This window comes from Streptococcus sp. HMSC072G04 (assembly GCF_001813295.1).
Taxonomy (GTDB): Bacteria; Bacillota; Bacilli; order Lactobacillales; family Streptococcaceae; genus Streptococcus.
Map to the genome: position 1 here is coordinate 48,342 of NZ_KV812044.1, position 16,904 is coordinate 65,245.

At 39.8% G+C, this 16,904-nt stretch carries 15 protein-coding genes; 4 read left to right on the forward strand and 11 right to left on the reverse strand.

Translation table 11 applies throughout. From position 1 onward, the window contains the following. Positions 1–83: 83 nt before the first annotated feature. The 8 genes from HMPREF2904_RS09535 to HMPREF2904_RS09570 all read right to left on the reverse strand — a co-directional run bounded on the left by HMPREF2904_RS09535 (position 84) and on the right by HMPREF2904_RS09570 (position 6,896). On the reverse strand, positions 84–551 hold the full coding sequence (locus tag HMPREF2904_RS09535; RefSeq protein WP_176744626.1) for an 8-oxo-dGTP diphosphatase: 468 nt from the start codon (positions 549–551) through the stop codon (positions 84–86). 11 nt (positions 552–562) lie between these two features. Continuing rightward, positions 563–1,069, reverse strand: coding sequence for a hypothetical protein (locus tag HMPREF2904_RS12055; RefSeq protein ID WP_256263285.1), 507 nt, complete (start codon positions 1,067–1,069; stop codon positions 563–565). 114 nt (positions 1,070–1,183) lie between these two features. Continuing rightward, entirely contained in the window at positions 1,184–1,810 is a 627-nt protein-coding gene (locus tag HMPREF2904_RS09545; protein WP_070662292.1) for an NAD(P)H-dependent oxidoreductase, read from the reverse strand. A gap of 93 nt (positions 1,811–1,903) precedes the next feature. After that, positions 1,904–2,401 (reverse strand): GNAT family N-acetyltransferase, encoded by a 498-nt coding sequence (locus HMPREF2904_RS09550; RefSeq protein ID WP_070662295.1) that lies wholly within the window; start codon positions 2,399–2,401, stop codon positions 1,904–1,906. Between the two features lie 13 nt (positions 2,402–2,414). Next, positions 2,415–4,403 carry an excinuclease ABC subunit UvrB gene (gene uvrB / locus HMPREF2904_RS09555; RefSeq protein WP_003001891.1) on the reverse strand — a complete coding sequence of 663 codons (1,989 nt, stop codon included), beginning with the start codon at positions 4,401–4,403 and terminating at the stop codon, positions 2,415–2,417. A gap of 298 nt (positions 4,404–4,701) precedes the next feature. Then, the gene (locus HMPREF2904_RS09560; protein ID WP_070662298.1) at positions 4,702–5,391 is read right to left on the reverse strand and encodes a hypothetical protein; all 690 of its coding nucleotides are present in this window, start codon (positions 5,389–5,391) and stop codon (positions 4,702–4,704) included. Next, positions 5,372–6,184: a hypothetical protein gene (locus HMPREF2904_RS09565; RefSeq protein WP_070662301.1), complete on the reverse strand. Its 813-nt coding sequence runs from the start codon at positions 6,182–6,184 to the stop codon at positions 5,372–5,374. Before HMPREF2904_RS09565 ends, HMPREF2904_RS09560 begins: the two co-directional genes overlap by 20 nt. 1 nt (position 6,185) lies before the next feature. Continuing rightward, positions 6,186–6,896, reverse strand: a complete 711-nt coding sequence (locus tag HMPREF2904_RS09570) for an ABC transporter ATP-binding protein (RefSeq protein WP_023918267.1) — start codon at positions 6,894–6,896, stop codon at positions 6,186–6,188. A gap of 158 nt (positions 6,897–7,054) precedes the next feature. On the opposite strand from HMPREF2904_RS09570, the gene HMPREF2904_RS09575 reads away from it, so the two are divergent. Next, on the forward strand, positions 7,055–7,726 hold the full coding sequence (locus HMPREF2904_RS09575) for a response regulator transcription factor (RefSeq protein ID WP_070662304.1): 672 nt from the start codon (positions 7,055–7,057) through the stop codon (positions 7,724–7,726). Further along, positions 7,711–8,787 carry a sensor histidine kinase gene (locus HMPREF2904_RS09580; RefSeq protein ID WP_070662306.1) on the forward strand — a complete coding sequence of 359 codons (1,077 nt, stop codon included), beginning with the start codon at positions 7,711–7,713 and terminating at the stop codon, positions 8,785–8,787. Before HMPREF2904_RS09575 ends, HMPREF2904_RS09580 begins: the two co-directional genes overlap by 16 nt. Before the next feature lie 102 nt (positions 8,788–8,889). Here HMPREF2904_RS09580 and HMPREF2904_RS12155 read toward each other — a convergent pair whose 3' ends face one another. After that, positions 8,890–9,828, reverse strand: coding sequence for a CPBP family intramembrane glutamic endopeptidase (locus HMPREF2904_RS12155; protein ID WP_176744627.1), 939 nt, complete (start codon positions 9,826–9,828; stop codon positions 8,890–8,892). 262 nt (positions 9,829–10,090) lie between these two features. On the opposite strand from HMPREF2904_RS12155, the gene HMPREF2904_RS09590 reads away from it, so the two are divergent. Further along, the gene (locus HMPREF2904_RS09590; RefSeq protein ID WP_070662309.1) at positions 10,091–12,274 is read left to right on the forward strand and encodes an amino acid ABC transporter substrate-binding protein/permease; all 2,184 of its coding nucleotides are present in this window, start codon (positions 10,091–10,093) and stop codon (positions 12,272–12,274) included. Further along, complete coding sequence (locus HMPREF2904_RS09595; RefSeq protein WP_003007564.1) at positions 12,274–13,014, forward strand: amino acid ABC transporter ATP-binding protein; 741 nt, start codon at positions 12,274–12,276, stop codon at positions 13,012–13,014. Before HMPREF2904_RS09590 ends, HMPREF2904_RS09595 begins: the two co-directional genes overlap by 1 nt. A gap of 373 nt (positions 13,015–13,387) precedes the next feature. Here HMPREF2904_RS09595 and HMPREF2904_RS09600 read toward each other — a convergent pair whose 3' ends face one another. Together HMPREF2904_RS09600 and HMPREF2904_RS09605 are read right to left on the reverse strand one after the other, a co-directional pair. Then, positions 13,388–15,130, reverse strand: a complete 1,743-nt coding sequence (locus HMPREF2904_RS09600) for an ABC transporter ATP-binding protein (protein WP_070662312.1) — start codon at positions 15,128–15,130, stop codon at positions 13,388–13,390. After that, positions 15,127–16,854 carry an ABC transporter ATP-binding protein gene (locus HMPREF2904_RS09605; RefSeq protein WP_070662315.1) on the reverse strand — a complete coding sequence of 576 codons (1,728 nt, stop codon included), beginning with the start codon at positions 16,852–16,854 and terminating at the stop codon, positions 15,127–15,129. The genes HMPREF2904_RS09600 and HMPREF2904_RS09605 overlap by 4 nt, the downstream gene beginning before the upstream one ends. Between the last annotated feature and the right edge of the window lie 50 nt (positions 16,855–16,904).

The window sequence follows — 16,904 nt, forward strand, 5'->3', positions numbered from 1 at the left end:
CGCTGACGTCCGTACTCACTTAAGGAAAGTTTCTAAGATGAATTTATCTTAAATCTGAGACCTAGATACCTCTAGCCCTTTGCTTAAAATCTTAATTTTTCCCAATCATAGTCTGTCCGTTTGCGATAATAGAACTCAGACAAGTCCGGGTCTTCCATCACTTCCAGCAGAGGAAGCATATCGTAGGACAAGTCCAACTTTTCTAATTGATCCTTCTCAACCCAATAAACTTCTCCTTCTTCAGACGATCTTAGCTGGCCTGTGAATTCTGTTGCTTTGTAGCAAAAGACGATGTAGCGGCCGCCCTCATCTTGTGGCCAGTCTTTGACTGCGACCAGTTTTGGATTTGTAATTGTCAGTCCTGTCTCTTCGTAGATTTCACGAATGACGGATTCTACAAGGCTTTCTCCTTCTTCGATATGGCCACCTGGAAAAGCATAGCCAGCCCAGTGAGTCTTTTCAGGTGAGCGGTATTGGAGGACTACTTTCCCATTTTCAAGATCTTCGACCATGCAAAGATTGCACAGTGTAGTAGGCGTTGTACGTGACATATATTTCCTTTCTATGATTTATTCCTCTTTGTTTCGATATATTTCACAAGCAAAATCGTTAAAGCAGACACGGTAAAAAAGACCAGATAGGTTGTTATAGGAAACCAAATATAGCGGTGATCTAGGGATAAGAGTGAAGGCAGGAGCCCCTTACTATTTTTCCCACCAACCCCGATAAAAAGATGGACCACTAAACCGATACTATTAAGATAAATAAATAAATCTGCATATCTTTTTATTGTCATCCTTGTCCCAGATAAGTCTAGGAACCAATAGTCAAATAATCGATACACCAGACAAAAAAGATTTATATATAATGGAAAACTATAATTGATATCTCTATAGGGCGACGGAATAGGAAGAATATTAAAAATAAGATTGATACCTATTCCTATTCCTAAGATTAGACCAAATACCAAGAAGAAGCCTAATAATTTATGCGAATCCATCCAAAATCGAAAACTTTCTCTCCTTGATAGATTCTTTTTTGTATTTGATTTTCTTTGATTATTTTTCATTTGAGTGGATTTTCCCCATTAGCTTCTTACCCTTTTTTCAAATCGGTCTAGTTATCTGTCTTTCTCTTTACCTTGTACTATTTTTTAATTATTTGTGTCTCTTAGAATCTTGTTTCATGATAGTTTCTTCACTTCTGCTGCTACCTTTTGGAGATGGTGTTCTCGAATGCTAGCGGTGTTCACATCCCGGCCGACTTCTCCCAAAATGCAGACAAGCTTGGTTTTAATCCCACAGTGGTTCAAGACGGCATTCTTCAAAACAGAGATGCCATAACTATCAGGAATGTTGAAAGGACCTGAAAAGATCTTATACCACCAAGTAGGCGCCATGGAGGTCGCATAAATACTGGCTGTTTTTCCTTTGAGCAACTTCTTGAATTGCTTGCCTCTGAGGTAATTCCAGATGAAGCTACCCTGATCATTGGCTGAGTAGGCAATCCCCGGTGTAAAGACCCGGTCGATCCAACCTTTCAGGAGGCTCGGCATACTACTCCACCAGATGGGATAGACAAAGATCAGGTGATCCGCCCACTGGATCCATTCTTGAGAATGAAGGATAAAGGAATCTTTTTCCATCCGTTTTCGGTAACCATAGCGAAGGACAGGATCAAAGTCCTCTTCATTGAGACTGATCACTTTAAGCTCGTGGCGATTTGAGTCAATAGTTTCGACAATGGTTTGAAAAATAGCCTGGCAGTAACTTTCCTTATCCGGATGTCCATTGATGACTAAAATTTTCATTCGTCTTCTCCTTCATCTCTTTAGTTCATTCTATCTCTTTTATTTTTTTACTTGATTAATTGATAATGGTTCAAAGATTGATAGATAGGTCCTTTAGGAATTTTTATTTGAAGAACACATCATCCGCAATTCCTTAACAGGTTTTCCAAGTTCAAGTATTTTTTCTTGGCCATCAAGAGTAAAACCCATTTTTTGATAGAAAGCAATGGCTCGCTTATTATCTTTCAATACCCATAAATAAATCTCAGAGAAATGATCGAGAGCAGCAAATGCAGAATGCATTAACTGTTTACCCACACCTTTTCCATAGTAGTCTTTTAAAACATATAAGGCGATGATTTCACCAGCTTGAATGGCTTCATCACAAAAATTTCCATAGCTGATAAATCCAACGACCTTCTTTCCATCCATCGCAATCAAGGTATTTTCTGGATACTTTTGACTAAAGAAACGACATCTATCTAATGTCATCGTCTCCTGATATTCCGCGGGTAAAAGATTGTCATAAGCCTCTCTCCACGTTTGCCAATGAACGAGAGATTTTCCTTCTATCTCTTCAGGAGTTTCCATTGTTTTAATGATAATCTTCATTCTTCCCTCCTATCTAATCCAAAGCCTTGACTTCTAACATCATATCGCGGATTTGCGCTGCCAGTTCAAAATCAAGCACTTCGACGGCTTCTTGCATTTGACCTTGCAGTTTCTTGACCAGTTCCTTGCGCTCTTGGCGGTTGAGACTGGTAATATCCACTTCCTTGTCTTCTTCCTTGGCCACCGCCTTGGTAACAGAGATCAGGTCACGGATTTCCTTCTTGATGGTTTGTGGCACAATGCCATGCTCTTCATTATAAGCCATCTGGATTTTCCGACGACGGGCTGTTTCATCGATGGCTTTTTGCATAGACTGAGTCATAGTATCTGCGTACATGATCACATGACCCTCACTATTACGAGCTGCACGACCGATGGTTTGGATCAGACCACGCTCATTACGAAGGAAACCTTCCTTGTCAGCATCGAGGATGGCAACTAGACTCACTTCCGGTACGTCAATCCCTTCCCGAAGAAGGTTGATCCCGACCAAGACGTCAAAGACACCCAGACGCAAATCACGAATAATCTCCGTCCGCTCCAAGGTTTTAATGTCCGAGTGCATGTATTTGACCTTAACACCCATTTCTTTAAAGTAGTCGGTCAAGTCTTCTGCCATCTTCTTGGTCAGAGTGGTGACAAAAGTCCGCTCTCCACGTTCTACACGTGCATTGATCTCACCTAAGAGGTCGTCCATTTGTCCCATGGTCGGACGCACTTCCACCTCAGGATCGAGTAGACCTGTCGGACGAATGATCTGCTCGATGACAGTATCGGTTTGTTCCATCTCATAGTCACCCGGTGTCGCAGACACATAGACAATCTGGTGGACATGGCTTTCAAACTCCTCACGACGCAAAGGACGGTTATCAAGAGCAGACGGCAAACGGAAGCCATAGTTGACCAACATCTCCTTGCGCGAGCGGTCTCCATTGTACATACCCTTGATTTGGCCCATGGTCATGTGACTTTCATCGATCATAATGAGAAAATCTTCTGGGAAGAAGTCAAGAAGGGTGTAGGGAGGCTCTCCTTCACTCCGGCCATCCATGTGACGGGAGTAGTTTTCGACGCCATTGGTGTAGCCCATCTCCCGTAGCATTTCAATATCGTACTCCGTCCGTTGTTTCAAGCGTTGAGCTTCTAAAAGCTTGCCTTCTTTTTCAAAGACTTTTAATTGCTCTTCTAGTTCCGCCTGAATCTTGGCAATGGCTACTTCCATATGGTCATCATTGGTCACGAAGTGAGTGGCTGGGAAAATGGCCAAGTGGTCCACATCTCCTAGAACTTGGCCAGTCAAAGCTTCAATCTCACGAATCCGCTCAATCTCATCCCCGAAAAACTCAACACGGAAGGCATGTTCATCACGCGAAGCTGGGAAAATCTCGACCACATCCCCACGAACACGGAATTTCCCCCGTTGAAAGTCGATGTCATTACGCTCAAACTGGATATCCACCAGGTCATTGAGCAGTTTATCACGAGAAATCTCCAGACCTGGACGCAGACTGACCACGCTATCGGCATATTCCTTAGGCGAACCCAAACCATAAATACAAGAGACGGAAGCTACAACGATGACATCGTTACGCTCCAACAAAGCTGAGGTTGCGGAGTGACGAAGTTTATCAATCTCATCATTGACCGAGCTATCCTTTTCGATATAGGTGTCGCTCGATGGCACATAGGCTTCTGGCTGGTAGTAATCATAGTAAGATACAAAGTACTCGACGGCATTTTCAGGGAAAAATTCCTTGAACTCTCCATAGAGCTGGCCTGCTAGCGTTTTATTGTGGGCGATGACCAAGGTCGGCTTATTGACCTGGGCAATAACCTGGCTCATGGTATAGGTCTTCCCCGTACCAGTCGCCCCCATCAGGATTTGCGCCTTTTCACCACCCTCGATGTTATCCACCAACTGTTCAATGGCCTGCGGTTGATCCCCAGACGGTTGGTATTTGGATACTAGTTTAAATTTGTTATCAGTTACTCGATTAATCATCTCTTTGACCTCACATATATAGACCTTATTTTACCATAAATCACTAGAATTCTCTGAGATGAGGAATGAAAGGGAAAACAATATGTTACAAAATGATCCGTTAAATCGATACATGCCCGAATTACAATATCATTAATTGGATACGCATTAGCGTGAAAACTAAACAAGACTCTCGCAATTACTTCGAAAGTCTTGTCTTTTATTCTAAAACCATGAAATTCGTAATAAACATCAATGTCATTGATTTACAAAATTAGCAAGGTTTGCTCATCAGTATCATTTTTACGAAATCAATTTACTACTTAACTTCTTGATTCCTTACCAAGAGGTAGAGAGTTGCTCCAAGTGAGCATACAAGTCCGATAACGTACGTACAGAGTTGCAAAGAGGAAACTCTCCCTAATATTGTTTCCGCAATAATATTATAAAAAAGATAACTAGTCAATGGTTCCACTACTCTTTCTATGAATGGTTGTACCAAAATAGGAAATAGTAGCAAAATAGCTAAACTACCCATTGGACTTTTGAAAAAATAACTTAAGAAGTAAGAAATCAAAAAGTATTGGATGGAGCCAATCAAATAGAAACTGAAAATTTCTAAACTGACACCATTTTTGCTACTAAAAAAATGAAACCATATAAGTAGTACAATGAAATATAAGGTTGATTGTAGTACTACATCACATAACTCTACGAACAGGATCCTAATTGAACTTAAGATCCTTTTTCCACTTACCAAATAAACCAGTTTTGTTTCGTGAGATTGTAACTCAACAAATGCATTAACACACCCAATACTAACAGAGAGCATTGATGCAAAAACAAGAGCTTGCTTTATAGATAATTGTACAACAGTATCATTGATTGAAACTGGTAAAACACCTAAGAGACACACAAAACCTATCAAAAGTGACTGTATAGCTATCTGGTACTTTACGGGTTTTAAACTATATTTTTTGACGATAAGACTAAAAAATATTCTTGCCATTCTTCCTCCTCATTCGAATCATTTCTACAAGCATTATGAATACCAAGAACAAGATTCCTTCTACTACTAAAAGTGTAAATCCATATAATTGGCTCGTTTGAGTCCCTTCAATTCGGCCAAAAGCAAATGACTTTGCTCCAATCAAAGGCAATAGATTTTCAATTTTAGAGGAAATTCCTCTTAAAATACCTGATAAAGTGATTACCAATAATAAAACATCTGCAATTAATGAAGTCATTGATTTTTTCGTTACTATTACGAAAAGTAAAGCTAATAAAGTAAGAACGATTGCAAATATCATAACTCTTACCGTAACATCTAAAAACAAAGTAAATTCTAAATAATTCTTTAAAGTTGAATCTAGAAAAACGAGTAAAATAATAGCGTTTACTATAGAAAATATTAAAGTAGCAAGTAACGATAAGACAATCGAACTTGCAATAAACCCAGTAAGACGAACTTTCCAGTTTGGGATCAATAACTGATTAAAATTATCATCACCAAATTGGTAATGGGTTGAATAAACAAGTGAAACTAAAATTGGTAAGAAAATAACACTTGCTTGGTAGGGTGAGGATAAGAGAGCATCTCTGACTGTATAGACTGGATTCGATGATAGCATAGATGGATCAAGGTTAACAGCCTGTCCATTTCCTTCTACTAAAGCATTTATCACCTGGATATTTTGAATTGAAAAAAATATGCTGACTCCCAAAATAAGAAAAAAAGTGAATTTAAAAGTAGGTAAACTACAATATTTATAGAGGTCACTAAAAAAGGAACGCTTCAACATATTATTCACCTTCTTTCCCTTCGAGTGCCTTAAAATATGCCTCCTCAAAAGATCCAAACTGTTTCAAAATGTCTTTGGTAGGAGCATCAATAACAATCTTCCCATTAGAAATCCCAACCAAATGATCTACAGTTAATTCTAACTCACTCATATAATGACTTGTCATTAATACAGTCTTACCTTCATTGACAAAAGACTGCAAAAAATTGCGTACCCAGCGTATTCCTTCTGGATCTAGTCCATTGATTGGTTCATCTAAAATTAAGATGTCAGGATTTGCTAATAAGGCTGTTGCTAAACCAAGACGTTGCTTCATTCCTAATGAATAGTCTTTTACTTTTTTATTTTTAGCTTCACTTAACCCCACCAACTCTAAACATTCGTTGCACCTATTTTTGTCAACGCCACAAGCCAAGCCAATCCACCGAAGATGCTGAAATCCTGTTCTTGTTGGATAAGGTTGACAACTGTCTAGGAATGATCCAACAATACAAAAAGGATTATCTCCCAATTGAGAGTATTTTTTTCCATCGATTAACGCCATGCCCATTTGACTATTTTCTAAACCAAGTAAAATTCTGATTAAAGTTGATTTTCCAGATCCATTCGGTCCAATCAATCCAGTAATCTCACCTTTCTTAGCTTTGAAAGACACGTTTTGAAGGACAATTTTATTATTATATTCCTTATGTAGCTTTTGAATTGTTATCATTCATTCTTTTTCCTTTCTGACTTTTAGTGAAATTCCACCTTCACTTGGAGCAAGTATAACAGGAGAAAATCAGGAAATTATCAGAATAATTATTTTCTTCATTTCTAACAAATTGCATTCTAGATTTGCTATAATATGCTCATATAATTGGAGGAACTATGAAGTATAAAATTTTAGCCATTGACGATGATGAAAAAATCTTACGATTAATAGCGAATGCATTAAAAGCGAACAACTTTCACGTGGAAACTCGTAAAAATATAGAGGAGATCAATATCTGTGACTTTACTGGATTCGATCTAATTTTACTTGATGTCATGATGCCTATTTCTGGTTTAGAAATCTGTCGTTCCATTCGTTCACAAATTACTACTCCAATTCTATTTCTAACCGCCAAAGATTTTGAAGAAGATTTACTAAAAGGAATACAAGCCGGAGCCGATGATTACATCACAAAACCATTCAGCATAAAGGAATTGATTGCAAGAATTCAAATGCATCTTCGTAGGGAAGAAAGATCTCACAACGCCTCTAAAGAAGAGATGGAGTCAAATATAACTTTTTATCGAGATAGTCAAGAAGTTTATTATCAATCAAAGAGAATTTCATTAACTAAGCGAGAGTTTGATTTACTTTATCTTTTAGCAAAAAATGAGAACCGAATATTTAGCATAGAAGAACTTTACAATTACCTCTATCCTGTAGACTCTGATGCACAACTACGATCCATTACTGAATACATCTATCAAATTAGACAAAAATTTAAGATTCATCAAATTGACCCCATCAAAACCGTTTGGGGAGGAGGATACAAATGGAAAAAGAATTGACAATCAAACAGCTCATTAAGCGTACCTATCTTAAAATCATTTGGCAATTTCTTCTATGTCTGATACTTTTTTACATAGTTCCAGCTCTTCTATCTTCTGTATCTGGAATTAATGAGAAAAATGCCAATCGCTTTGCTTTATTTTTCAGCGTCAGTTCTTGGATTTATCTTTGTATCATTTTAATTTTTATCATTGTAATGAATATTAGACAATTATTAACCAAGATTCAAAAAGAAATGAACATGGTTTATCATAGTGGTCTATATTTCACTAAAAATGAACATCACCATTTGCAGATTAAAGAATTCATTGAAACAAATGATCTGATCGAAAAAATGCAATCTGATATAAAAAATAGAATTCAAAATGAAAAAGATCAAAAAAAAGAACTCATGTTTCAAGTATCTAGTGCTGCACATGATCTTCGTAGCCCTCTAACTGTTATCAGAGGAAATGCTGAATTCTTACAATCCACTGAGCAAACACCTCAAACAATGGAATGTCTTAAAGACCTTGAGCAAGCAAGTATTCAGTTAAACGATTATTTTAACCACTTTATCCAATACTCCAAAACCTTTTACGACCATGATATTCAACTTGAAAAAATATCAATTAAACAAGTAGCTCACCAATTGAAGGAACATATCACTCCTTTACTCCCCAGAAATACACATTTTGTTTTTTCAAATACAGTAACTCCATCGACACAAATTGCCATTCATTCCAATCTATTTTTTCGAGCAATCACCAATATTATTAATAATGCAATACAGCATCAAAAAGAAAATGATGCAAAGATCCAGCTAACAATGTCACAAGAAAATAATCGATTAGTTCTAACCATATGGAATAATCAATCTAGTTTTTCAAAAAATGTATTACAACATGCTGGAAATCTTTTCTATAAAGAGGACCAAGCAAGAACACCCTCTCAAGAAAGTCACTTTGGACTTGGTTTATCTTTCGTGAAACGTGTCATGAAACTTCATAATGGAAATATGCATTTAGAAAATATTCATAATGGTGCACAAGTGATACTAATCATTCCCATTATTATATAGAAAAAGCCGAACTCATCATTATGTGTTCGGCTCAAAATGCAGACAAACGTCATTTTTGGTGTTTGTCTTTTTCTTATATGACTTTCAGACATTACAGAGAGGTTAGTCAGCAAACTTTTCTTTCCTCTCCCCTAAGCGATAGACAATCACTAGGGATACAAGAAGAACCAGAGTGGTGATGATTGATCCTTCTGCTCCAAATGCCCCTCCAGTCAACCAGTCAGGTCCATCTCCCATGGTAAAACTAAAGATAGACGCATCTGCGCCTGTGCCACTGACTTGAAAACCAAGGAGATTTCCTTGTACATAGTTCCAAGTGCCGTGTTGGGCGACCACTAGCCAGATACTATCCGTATAGATAAAAAGCAGACCAGCTAGCACTCCATCGAGGATGATATTCAGAACGGATAAGAAGGTCACTCCTGCATTTCCCATATGCAGAATGCCAAAGAGACTACTAGAAATCGCGATTGCTAAAGGCAAATTAGTTCTGGCTGCAATCCGAGTTAGGAGCCAACCCCGAGTGGCCACTTCTTCCGTTCCTCCTTGAAGGAGCCAAAATGGGAATAAGCCTAGAATAAAGAGGATGGGTTCTAAACTGAGCTCATTTAATTCAAAAGTCCCAATGCCACTTACCTGGTAGATAAGCGCAATCACTCCCATTTGAACAAGGGACATCAAAATCCCCCAGACTAGATACTTGAGCCAATTTCTTTTTACAAAGCCTAAACTTGATAAAGCATTCTTCTCTATGACCTTCACCCAAAAAATAAAGAGAAATAGTATGATTACAAAACTGAAAAGCTCATAATAGAGAAGATAATGGTAGAAAAATTCTTGAATACTTGCTGTCCCATTTCCTGGTGAAAAGAACTCCGCCAGAAAACCTATCACTAAGGAAAATGGTCCCACCAATTCACTACTAAGCCATAGTCCCCCTTCTATAAAGAAGGAGGCTAAAAATACATAGAATAGTGTAGAAATAAGAACTGGCATAGATGTGTTTGTTTTTATATCCTGAATGATCTTTCCTTTCTTCATGATCAACCTCCATTTATCTAATAGGTCCATTGTAACAAAGAAAATCCAGACCTGCAATACAGATTCATGTAAGAAAACCTAACATCAAAACTGGATTTTTCTTGCAAAAACGACTTTTTTCTGATATAATAGCTCTTATAGAAGAACATAAGACCATTCATACTCGTTTTGGTATGAATGATTTGTTTTTTTAAGGCCATCCTTTGGTCAAAGTGCTCATGGGTCAAATACCCAAAGAGAAAAGAATTAAAAGGAGACAGAAATGAAGAAAAAATTACTAGCATGTTTGCTTTTCTTATTTCCATTCGTTGCATTCGCTGGTCATGCTCATGCTGAGACGATCAAGGTCGTTTTCGATACAGCATATGCACCATTTGAATTTAAGGATTCAGATCAAACCTATAAAGGAATTGACGTAGAGATCTTGGACAAGGTCGCTGAAATCAATGGCTGGAATTTGGATAAATCCTTCCCTGGATTTGATGCAGCGGTCAATGCAGTTCAAGCTGGTCAAGCAGATGCCATCATGGCCGGTATGACCAAAACAACAGAACGTGAAAAAGTCTTCACCATGTCTGATACTTACTATGATACAAAAGTTGTCATCGCGACTACGAAAGCCGATAAAATCACGAAGTACAGCCAATTAAAAGGGAAGACAGTCGGTGTTAAAAACGGAACTGCAGCCCAACGCTTCCTCGATAAAAATAAGGACAAGTACGGCTACAAGATCAAGACCTTTGATACTGGTGATCTCATGTACAACAGTTTATCAGCTGGTGCAGTGGATGCAGTCATGGATGACCAACCTGTTATTCAATACGCCATCCAAAAGGGTCAGGACCTAGCTATCAATATGGACGGGGAAGCAGTCGGTGGCTTTGCCTTTGGTGTTAAAAAAGGTGGAAATCATGAAAAGTTAATCACTGAATTTAACAAGGCTCTCGCTCAAATGAAAGCTGATGGAACACTTGATGAGATCATCAAGAAATGGACAGGTGAAAGCCAATCATCAAGTAACAGTGCCGTTCCAGAAACAACTACTCCTGCTGGTCAAAAAGCAACTCCTAAAAAATCAAAATATAGCATTTCAAGTGACTCATCTTTTGCACCATTTGTCTTCCAAAATGGAAAAAACAAATACACAGGGATCGATATGGACTTGATCAAGGCTATTGCCAAAGACCAAGGATTTACCATCGAGATTAATAATCCTGGATTTGACGCAGCGGTAAGTGATGTCCAATCCGGCCATGCGCAAGGAATGATCGCAGGGATGACCGTAACAGATGCTCGGAAAGAAACATTTGATTTTTCTGAACCATACTACACGGCCAATTCTATTCTAGCCGTTCAAGAAAGTAGCAAGATTGATTCTTATGATGACCTTAAAGGAAAGACAGTCGGTGTTAAAAACGGTACTTCCTCACAAAACTTCCTTGAAGAGAACCAAAAGAAATATGGTTACAAGATCAAAACCTTCTCTGACGGAGCTTCTATGTATGACAGTTTGAATTCTGGTTCTGTTGCAGCGATCATGGATGACGAACCTGTTATCAAATACGCTATTAAACAAGGACGTAAATTCAAAACACCTATCGAAGGAACTCCAAGTGGTCAACTAGCATTTGCCGTTAAAAAAGGTGAAAATCCTGAATTGATCGAGATGTTCAATAACGGTCTTGCAAACTTGAAGAAAAGTGGTCAATACCAAAAGATTCTCGATAAATACCTTAAAGCAGATAGCAAGTCAAGTACTTCAAGTACAACAGCAGATGAAACAACGATCTGGGGCTTGCTCCAAAACAACTACAAACAACTGTTAAGTGGTTTGGGTGTTACTCTTGCCCTTGCACTTCTCTCTTTCGCCATTGCTATGGTGATCGGTGTTATCTTCGGGATGTTTAGTGTTAGCCCTTATAAATGGCTCCGCTGGACAGCTGAAATCTTTGTCGATGTCATTCGTGGGATCCCACTCATGATCCTCGCCGCCTTCATCTTCTGGGGAATTCCAAACTTGATTGAATCGGTCACAGGTCATCAATCCCCAATTAACGACTTTGTCGCAGGTACTATTGCCCTCTCTCTCAATGCTGCTGCCTATATCGCAGAAATTGTCCGTGGGGGGATCCAAGCTGTACCGATTGGACAGATGGAAGCTAGCCGAAGCCTTGGGATCTCTTATGGCAAGACCATGCGCAAGATCATCTTGCCACAAGCAACCAAACTCATGCTTCCAAACTTTGTTAACCAATTCGTCATTGCCCTGAAAGATACGACGATCGTTTCTGCGATCGGATTGGTAGAACTCTTCCAAACTGGTAAGATCATCATCGCTCGAAACTACCAAAGTTTCAAGATGTATGCGATCCTTGCCGTCTTCTACCTCGTGATTATCACCTTGCTAACACGATTTGCAAAAAAATTAGAAAAGAAGGTTAACTAATGGCTAAATTAAAAATTGATGTCCATGACCTCCACAAATACTATGGTGAAAATGAGGTCTTAAAAGGAATCTCAACAAAATTCTACGAAGGGGATGTGGTCTGTATTATCGGACCGTCCGGTTCTGGTAAATCGACCTTCCTTCGTAGTCTCAATCTACTCGAAGAAGTTACAAAAGGTCAAATTACCGTAAATGGATATGATCTAACCGATCCAAAAACCAATGTTGATTTGGTCCGTGAAAATATCGGGATGGTTTTCCAACACTTCAACCTCTTCCCTCACATGAGCGTCCTTGAAAACATTATGTTTGCGCCAGTAGAGCACAAACTGATGACCCGTGAAGAAGCTCAAAAAGTCGGTATGGAATTGTTGGAAAAAGTTGGTCTCGCAGATAAAGCCGATGCCAATCCAAACAGCCTTTCCGGTGGTCAAAAACAACGTGTGGCTATCGCACGTGGACTTGCCATGAATCCAGATATTATGCTCTTTGACGAACCGACTTCTGCCCTTGACCCTGAGATGGTTGGAGATGTATTGAACGTTATGAAAGAGTTGGCAGAGCAAGGCATGACCATGATCATCGTTACCCACGAGATGGGATTTGCCCGCCAAGTAGCCAACCGCGTCATCTTCACCGCAGACGGTGAATTCCTCGAAGACGGTAAACCAGACCAAATCTTCGACAACCCACAACACCCACGTTTGAAAGAATTCTTGGATAAGGTTCTAAACGTTTAAAAAGATAAAGTTTCTGAAACATCTAGCAATTTTGCTAGATGTTTTTTTAGACTAAAAAAGCATTTTCAAACCTGAAAATGCTTAGAATGTGGACTAACTATTTTAAAATAAAATAAGTAAAGCGTTTCTAAAAAGGAACAACAATGAGTTTCAATTTTTAAAATGAATCAAGAAAATATTGAAACTTTCCGCTGTGAGAAAAGTGCTAGAAACAAATCAGTTTCTAGCACTCGGGAGTTTTGAAACCTTAGGTTCAAAACTAAGTCATGGAACTTCGTAGAAGTTCGCTGACGTCCGTACTCACTTAAGGAAAGTTTTGAATATGTCTTTATCTTCAATCTAAGCATTTTCAAATCTGAAAATGCTTTTCATTCTAACTAATCTGTTGCTGAGCTGTCTGCATCTTGTAGTAAACACCTTGCGCTTGCATTAGCTCTTCATGAGTGCCATGTTCAACAATATCGCCATCCACCATGACAAGGATCATATCGGCATTTTGAATGGTCGATAAGCGGTGAGCAATGATAAAGCTGGTCCGTCCCTTCATGAGTTGATTAAAGGCATCTTGAATCAAGACCTCAGTCCGAGTATCGATGGAGGATGTCGCCTCATCCAAGATCAAAATCTTAGGAACTGAAAGGAAAACCCGCGCAATCGTTAAGAGTTGGCGTTGTCCTTGAGACAAAGACTCTCCAGCATCTGAAAGATACGTATCGTACCCTTGTGGCAACTGCCGAATGAAGAAATCTGCATTGGCGGCTTTGGCTGCTTCTATGACTTCTTCTCTAGTTGCATCTGGACGAGAAAAGGCGATATTTTCATGAATGGTCCCAACCTTGAGCCAGGTTTCTTGCAGGACCATACCAAACTGTTGGCGGTAAGAGGCACGAGTGTAGTCCGTAATTGGCACCCCATCAATCGTGATCTCTCCAGAATTAACAGGGTAGAAACGCATGAGCAGATTAATCAAGGTCGACTTCCCTGCTCCTGTAGGTCCTACAATGGCAACCTTACTGGCAGCTGGAACATGAATGGTTAAATCTTTGATCAAGGTCCGACCCAAATCATAGCCAAATGTGACGTGTTCAAAACCAATCGCACCTTTAACATCCTGACTTTCCAGGACCCGTTGCCCTGTCTCTTCGACCTCAGCTTGATCCAAGACGCTGTACAAGCGCTCTGCGCAGGCAAGGGCACTTTGGAGTTCTGACAAGACAGAGGAGATATCATTAAAGGGCTTGGTGTATTGGTTGACATAATTGAGGAAGGTCACCAATTGACCGACAGTAAAGTGAGATCCCGAAATAATGCGTACAGCACCAAATCCAGCCACTACTGCATAAATCAAGGCATTCACAAAGCGAGTGGCAGGGTTGACAGTTGAGGAATAAAAGACAGCGGATTGGGAATAATTGGCATAGCTTTCATTCGTCCCTTTAAAAGCCTTACGGAATTGATCCTGAGCGTTAAAGGACTGGATCAAGCTTTCCTGGGTCAAGGACTCTTCGATCAACTGAGTTTGAAGACCACGCGCCTTGGTTTGCGCTTGGAAAAGCGTATAGGAGCGCTTGGCAATGAAACGAGCAATCACCAGGGATAAAGGGGTCAAGACCAGAACCGCCACCATCATAAAGAAATCCAATTCTGCCATCGTCACGATGGTGACAAGAATGGTTAAGAGGCCAACAAAGAACTGGTTAAAGACCATCAGAAGACCACTATTGAGTTGCTCTACATCGGTCGTGAGGCGACTGACGAAGTCCCCGCTCCCTTGTTTATCTAGATAAGACAAGGGCAATCGGTGTACTTTTTCCATAACTTCTGCTCTTAGACTTTGGCTAAACCGATAGACCAATTGATTGTAGACAAGAGGATTGATCCATTGGATCAAGGTATTGACCACAATGACCAGAACCATTTGGATCAAAACGGGCCATAAGACTGTCATCCCTTGAGGATTGATGACTAAATCAATCGCATGTCCGATGAGGATCGGTAACCAGACTGTTAAGGCCACTTGAGCGATGGTTCCGAGACTAGCTAGAATCAGGAGCCCGGGATGGTGAGCAAAATCTCTAAACAGACGTTTTACATAACTAGAACGTTTTTGACTCATGCTTCCTCCCTCCCGTGTTGTGATTCATGAATTTCTTGATAAATCTCATTGCTAGACAAAAGGAAATCATGATTTCCCAGTCCTACTTGATGTCCTTTGTTCAAGACCAAAATCTGATCAGCAGACTTGAGACTATTGGTTCGTTGAGATACTAGGATCAAACTCGTATCCCTCAATTCTTCTTTAATCGATTTTAAGAGACGAGCTACCGTCAAATAATCCAAGGCGGAGGTTGAATCATCCAAAATTAAGAAAGGAGATTTCTTCAAAAGGGCACGCGCAATGGTCAACCGCTGACGTTGGCCTCCTGAGAAATTTCGCCCAAAGGCTTCCACTTGCTCATCGAGTTGTCCTTCTTTTTCACGGACAAAATCAGCCGCCTGAGCTGTTTCTAGGGCCCACCACAAATCTTCATCCGATAGACCTTCTTCCATCCCTAGTAAGAGATTCGAGCGGATAGTCCCTCTAAAGAGCTCTGCCTTCTGTGGGACAACAGCAACCCACTCCCGCCACTCCTTAAGAGTTTTAGGAGAGCAACCTTGATGATAGAGGGCTAATTTCCCCTGACTCACAGCATACAAATGACTCAATAACTGAACCAGGGTAGACTTCCCAGATCCTGTACCACCGATTATTCCCAACATCTGTCCATGATCCAGAACAAAGGAAATATCTTCTAGAGCTGGGCTTGAAGCCGTTGGATAAGTGAATGAAACTTTCTCTGCGCTGATCGCTTCTTGCTCTCTTGCAGTTTCTACTGGCAAAGCTTCTAAGAGGTCTTCTTCCTTCAAATCGAAAATCTCTTGCACACGCTTGGCTGAAATATAGCTGACATTTAAAGACGTGACCAGCATAGCCAGCTTGATCAATTCTGTTAAAATTTGTAATAAATAATTGACCAAAGCGACCAACATCCCTTGGGTTAAAAGACCAGCAGAGATATTCAATTGTCCTTGCCAAATGACACAAACCAAGGTCGTATTGACCACAAGGAAGGTCAAGGGACTCACCAAACTAGACCAGATACCAGCGCGAATTTGCCAGATCTTGTAGTCCTGATTGACCTCTCTAAAATCCTCTAATTCACTAGCATCTTGTCCAAAGGCTCGAATCACCCGCATCCCTTGAAATTGCTGACGCGTCACCGTAACCATCCGGTCTGTGATTTTCCGAATCTTAGCAAATAGCGGATTGACAATCCGTGACATGATCACAATAATCAGGGTTAAAATCGCCACCATCCCCAAGAACCAAAGGGTTAGTTTAGGACTGATGGTGAAGGCCATGATGATAGAACCAAAGACAATAATCGGTGCTCTCAAAAAGAGGCGCAAGAATTGGTTGATCCCAACCTGAATTTGATAGGTATCAGAAGTGAGACGGGTTACCAAACTAGAAGTCCCGATCCTATCTCGCTTGTCCTTTGGAAGCGATAAGATTTTCTCATACAAATCCTTGGTCATCTCGCGGGTAAAGCCGACAGCTGCTTTAGAAGAAAAATACTGGGCCGTAATAGCTACGACAACCCCAAAGCTCGCAAATAAAAACAAAACACCAACCGTCATCATCACTGCGCTCGTTTCCTTTTTCGGAATGACCTGATCGACTAAGTGGGCGATGATTAAGGGGACACACAATTCAAAAATAGCTTCTAAAAGTTTAAACACGGGCCCTAGAAAAGTTTCCCATAAATAGCCCTTAAAATACTTCAATAATGATTTCATACGACTCGATTCTTTTTTTATAGATATACATATTTTACCACAAATTCTTA

Excerpts from the sequence above, each read along its gene's own strand:
- HMPREF2904_RS09580 (WP_070662306.1), top strand. The coding sequence starts at position 7,711 with ATGGAAAAAGAATTGACAATCAAACAGCTCATTAAGCGTACCTATCTT.
- HMPREF2904_RS09545 (WP_070662292.1), bottom strand. The coding sequence starts at position 1,810 with ATGAAAATTTTAGTCATCAATGGACATCCGGATAAGGAAAGTTACTGC.
- HMPREF2904_RS09570 (WP_023918267.1), bottom strand. The coding sequence starts at position 6,896 with ATGATAACAATTCAAAAGCTACATAAGGAATATAATAATAAAATTGTC.
- uvrB (WP_003001891.1), bottom strand. The coding sequence starts at position 4,403 with ATGATTAATCGAGTAACTGATAACAAATTTAAACTAGTATCCAAATAC.
- HMPREF2904_RS09600 (WP_070662312.1), bottom strand. The coding sequence starts at position 15,130 with ATGAGTCAAAAACGTTCTAGTTATGTAAAACGTCTGTTTAGAGATTTT.
- HMPREF2904_RS09560 (WP_070662298.1), bottom strand. The coding sequence starts at position 5,391 with ATGGCAAGAATATTTTTTAGTCTTATCGTCAAAAAATATAGTTTAAAA.
- HMPREF2904_RS09595 (WP_003007564.1), top strand. The coding sequence starts at position 12,274 with ATGGCTAAATTAAAAATTGATGTCCATGACCTCCACAAATACTATGGT.
- HMPREF2904_RS09535 (WP_176744626.1), bottom strand. The coding sequence starts at position 551 with ATGTCACGTACAACGCCTACTACACTGTGCAATCTTTGCATGGTCGAA.
- HMPREF2904_RS09605 (WP_070662315.1), bottom strand. The coding sequence starts at position 16,854 with ATGAAATCATTATTGAAGTATTTTAAGGGCTATTTATGGGAAACTTTT.
- HMPREF2904_RS09590 (WP_070662309.1), top strand. The coding sequence starts at position 10,091 with ATGAAGAAAAAATTACTAGCATGTTTGCTTTTCTTATTTCCATTCGTT.
- HMPREF2904_RS09565 (WP_070662301.1), bottom strand. The coding sequence starts at position 6,184 with ATGTTGAAGCGTTCCTTTTTTAGTGACCTCTATAAATATTGTAGTTTA.
- HMPREF2904_RS12055 (WP_256263285.1), bottom strand. The coding sequence starts at position 1,069 with ATGAAAAATAATCAAAGAAAATCAAATACAAAAAAGAATCTATCAAGG.
- HMPREF2904_RS09550 (WP_070662295.1), bottom strand. The coding sequence starts at position 2,401 with ATGAAGATTATCATTAAAACAATGGAAACTCCTGAAGAGATAGAAGGA.
- HMPREF2904_RS12155 (WP_176744627.1), bottom strand. The coding sequence starts at position 9,828 with ATGAAGAAAGGAAAGATCATTCAGGATATAAAAACAAACACATCTATG.
- HMPREF2904_RS09575 (WP_070662304.1), top strand. The coding sequence starts at position 7,055 with ATGAAGTATAAAATTTTAGCCATTGACGATGATGAAAAAATCTTACGA.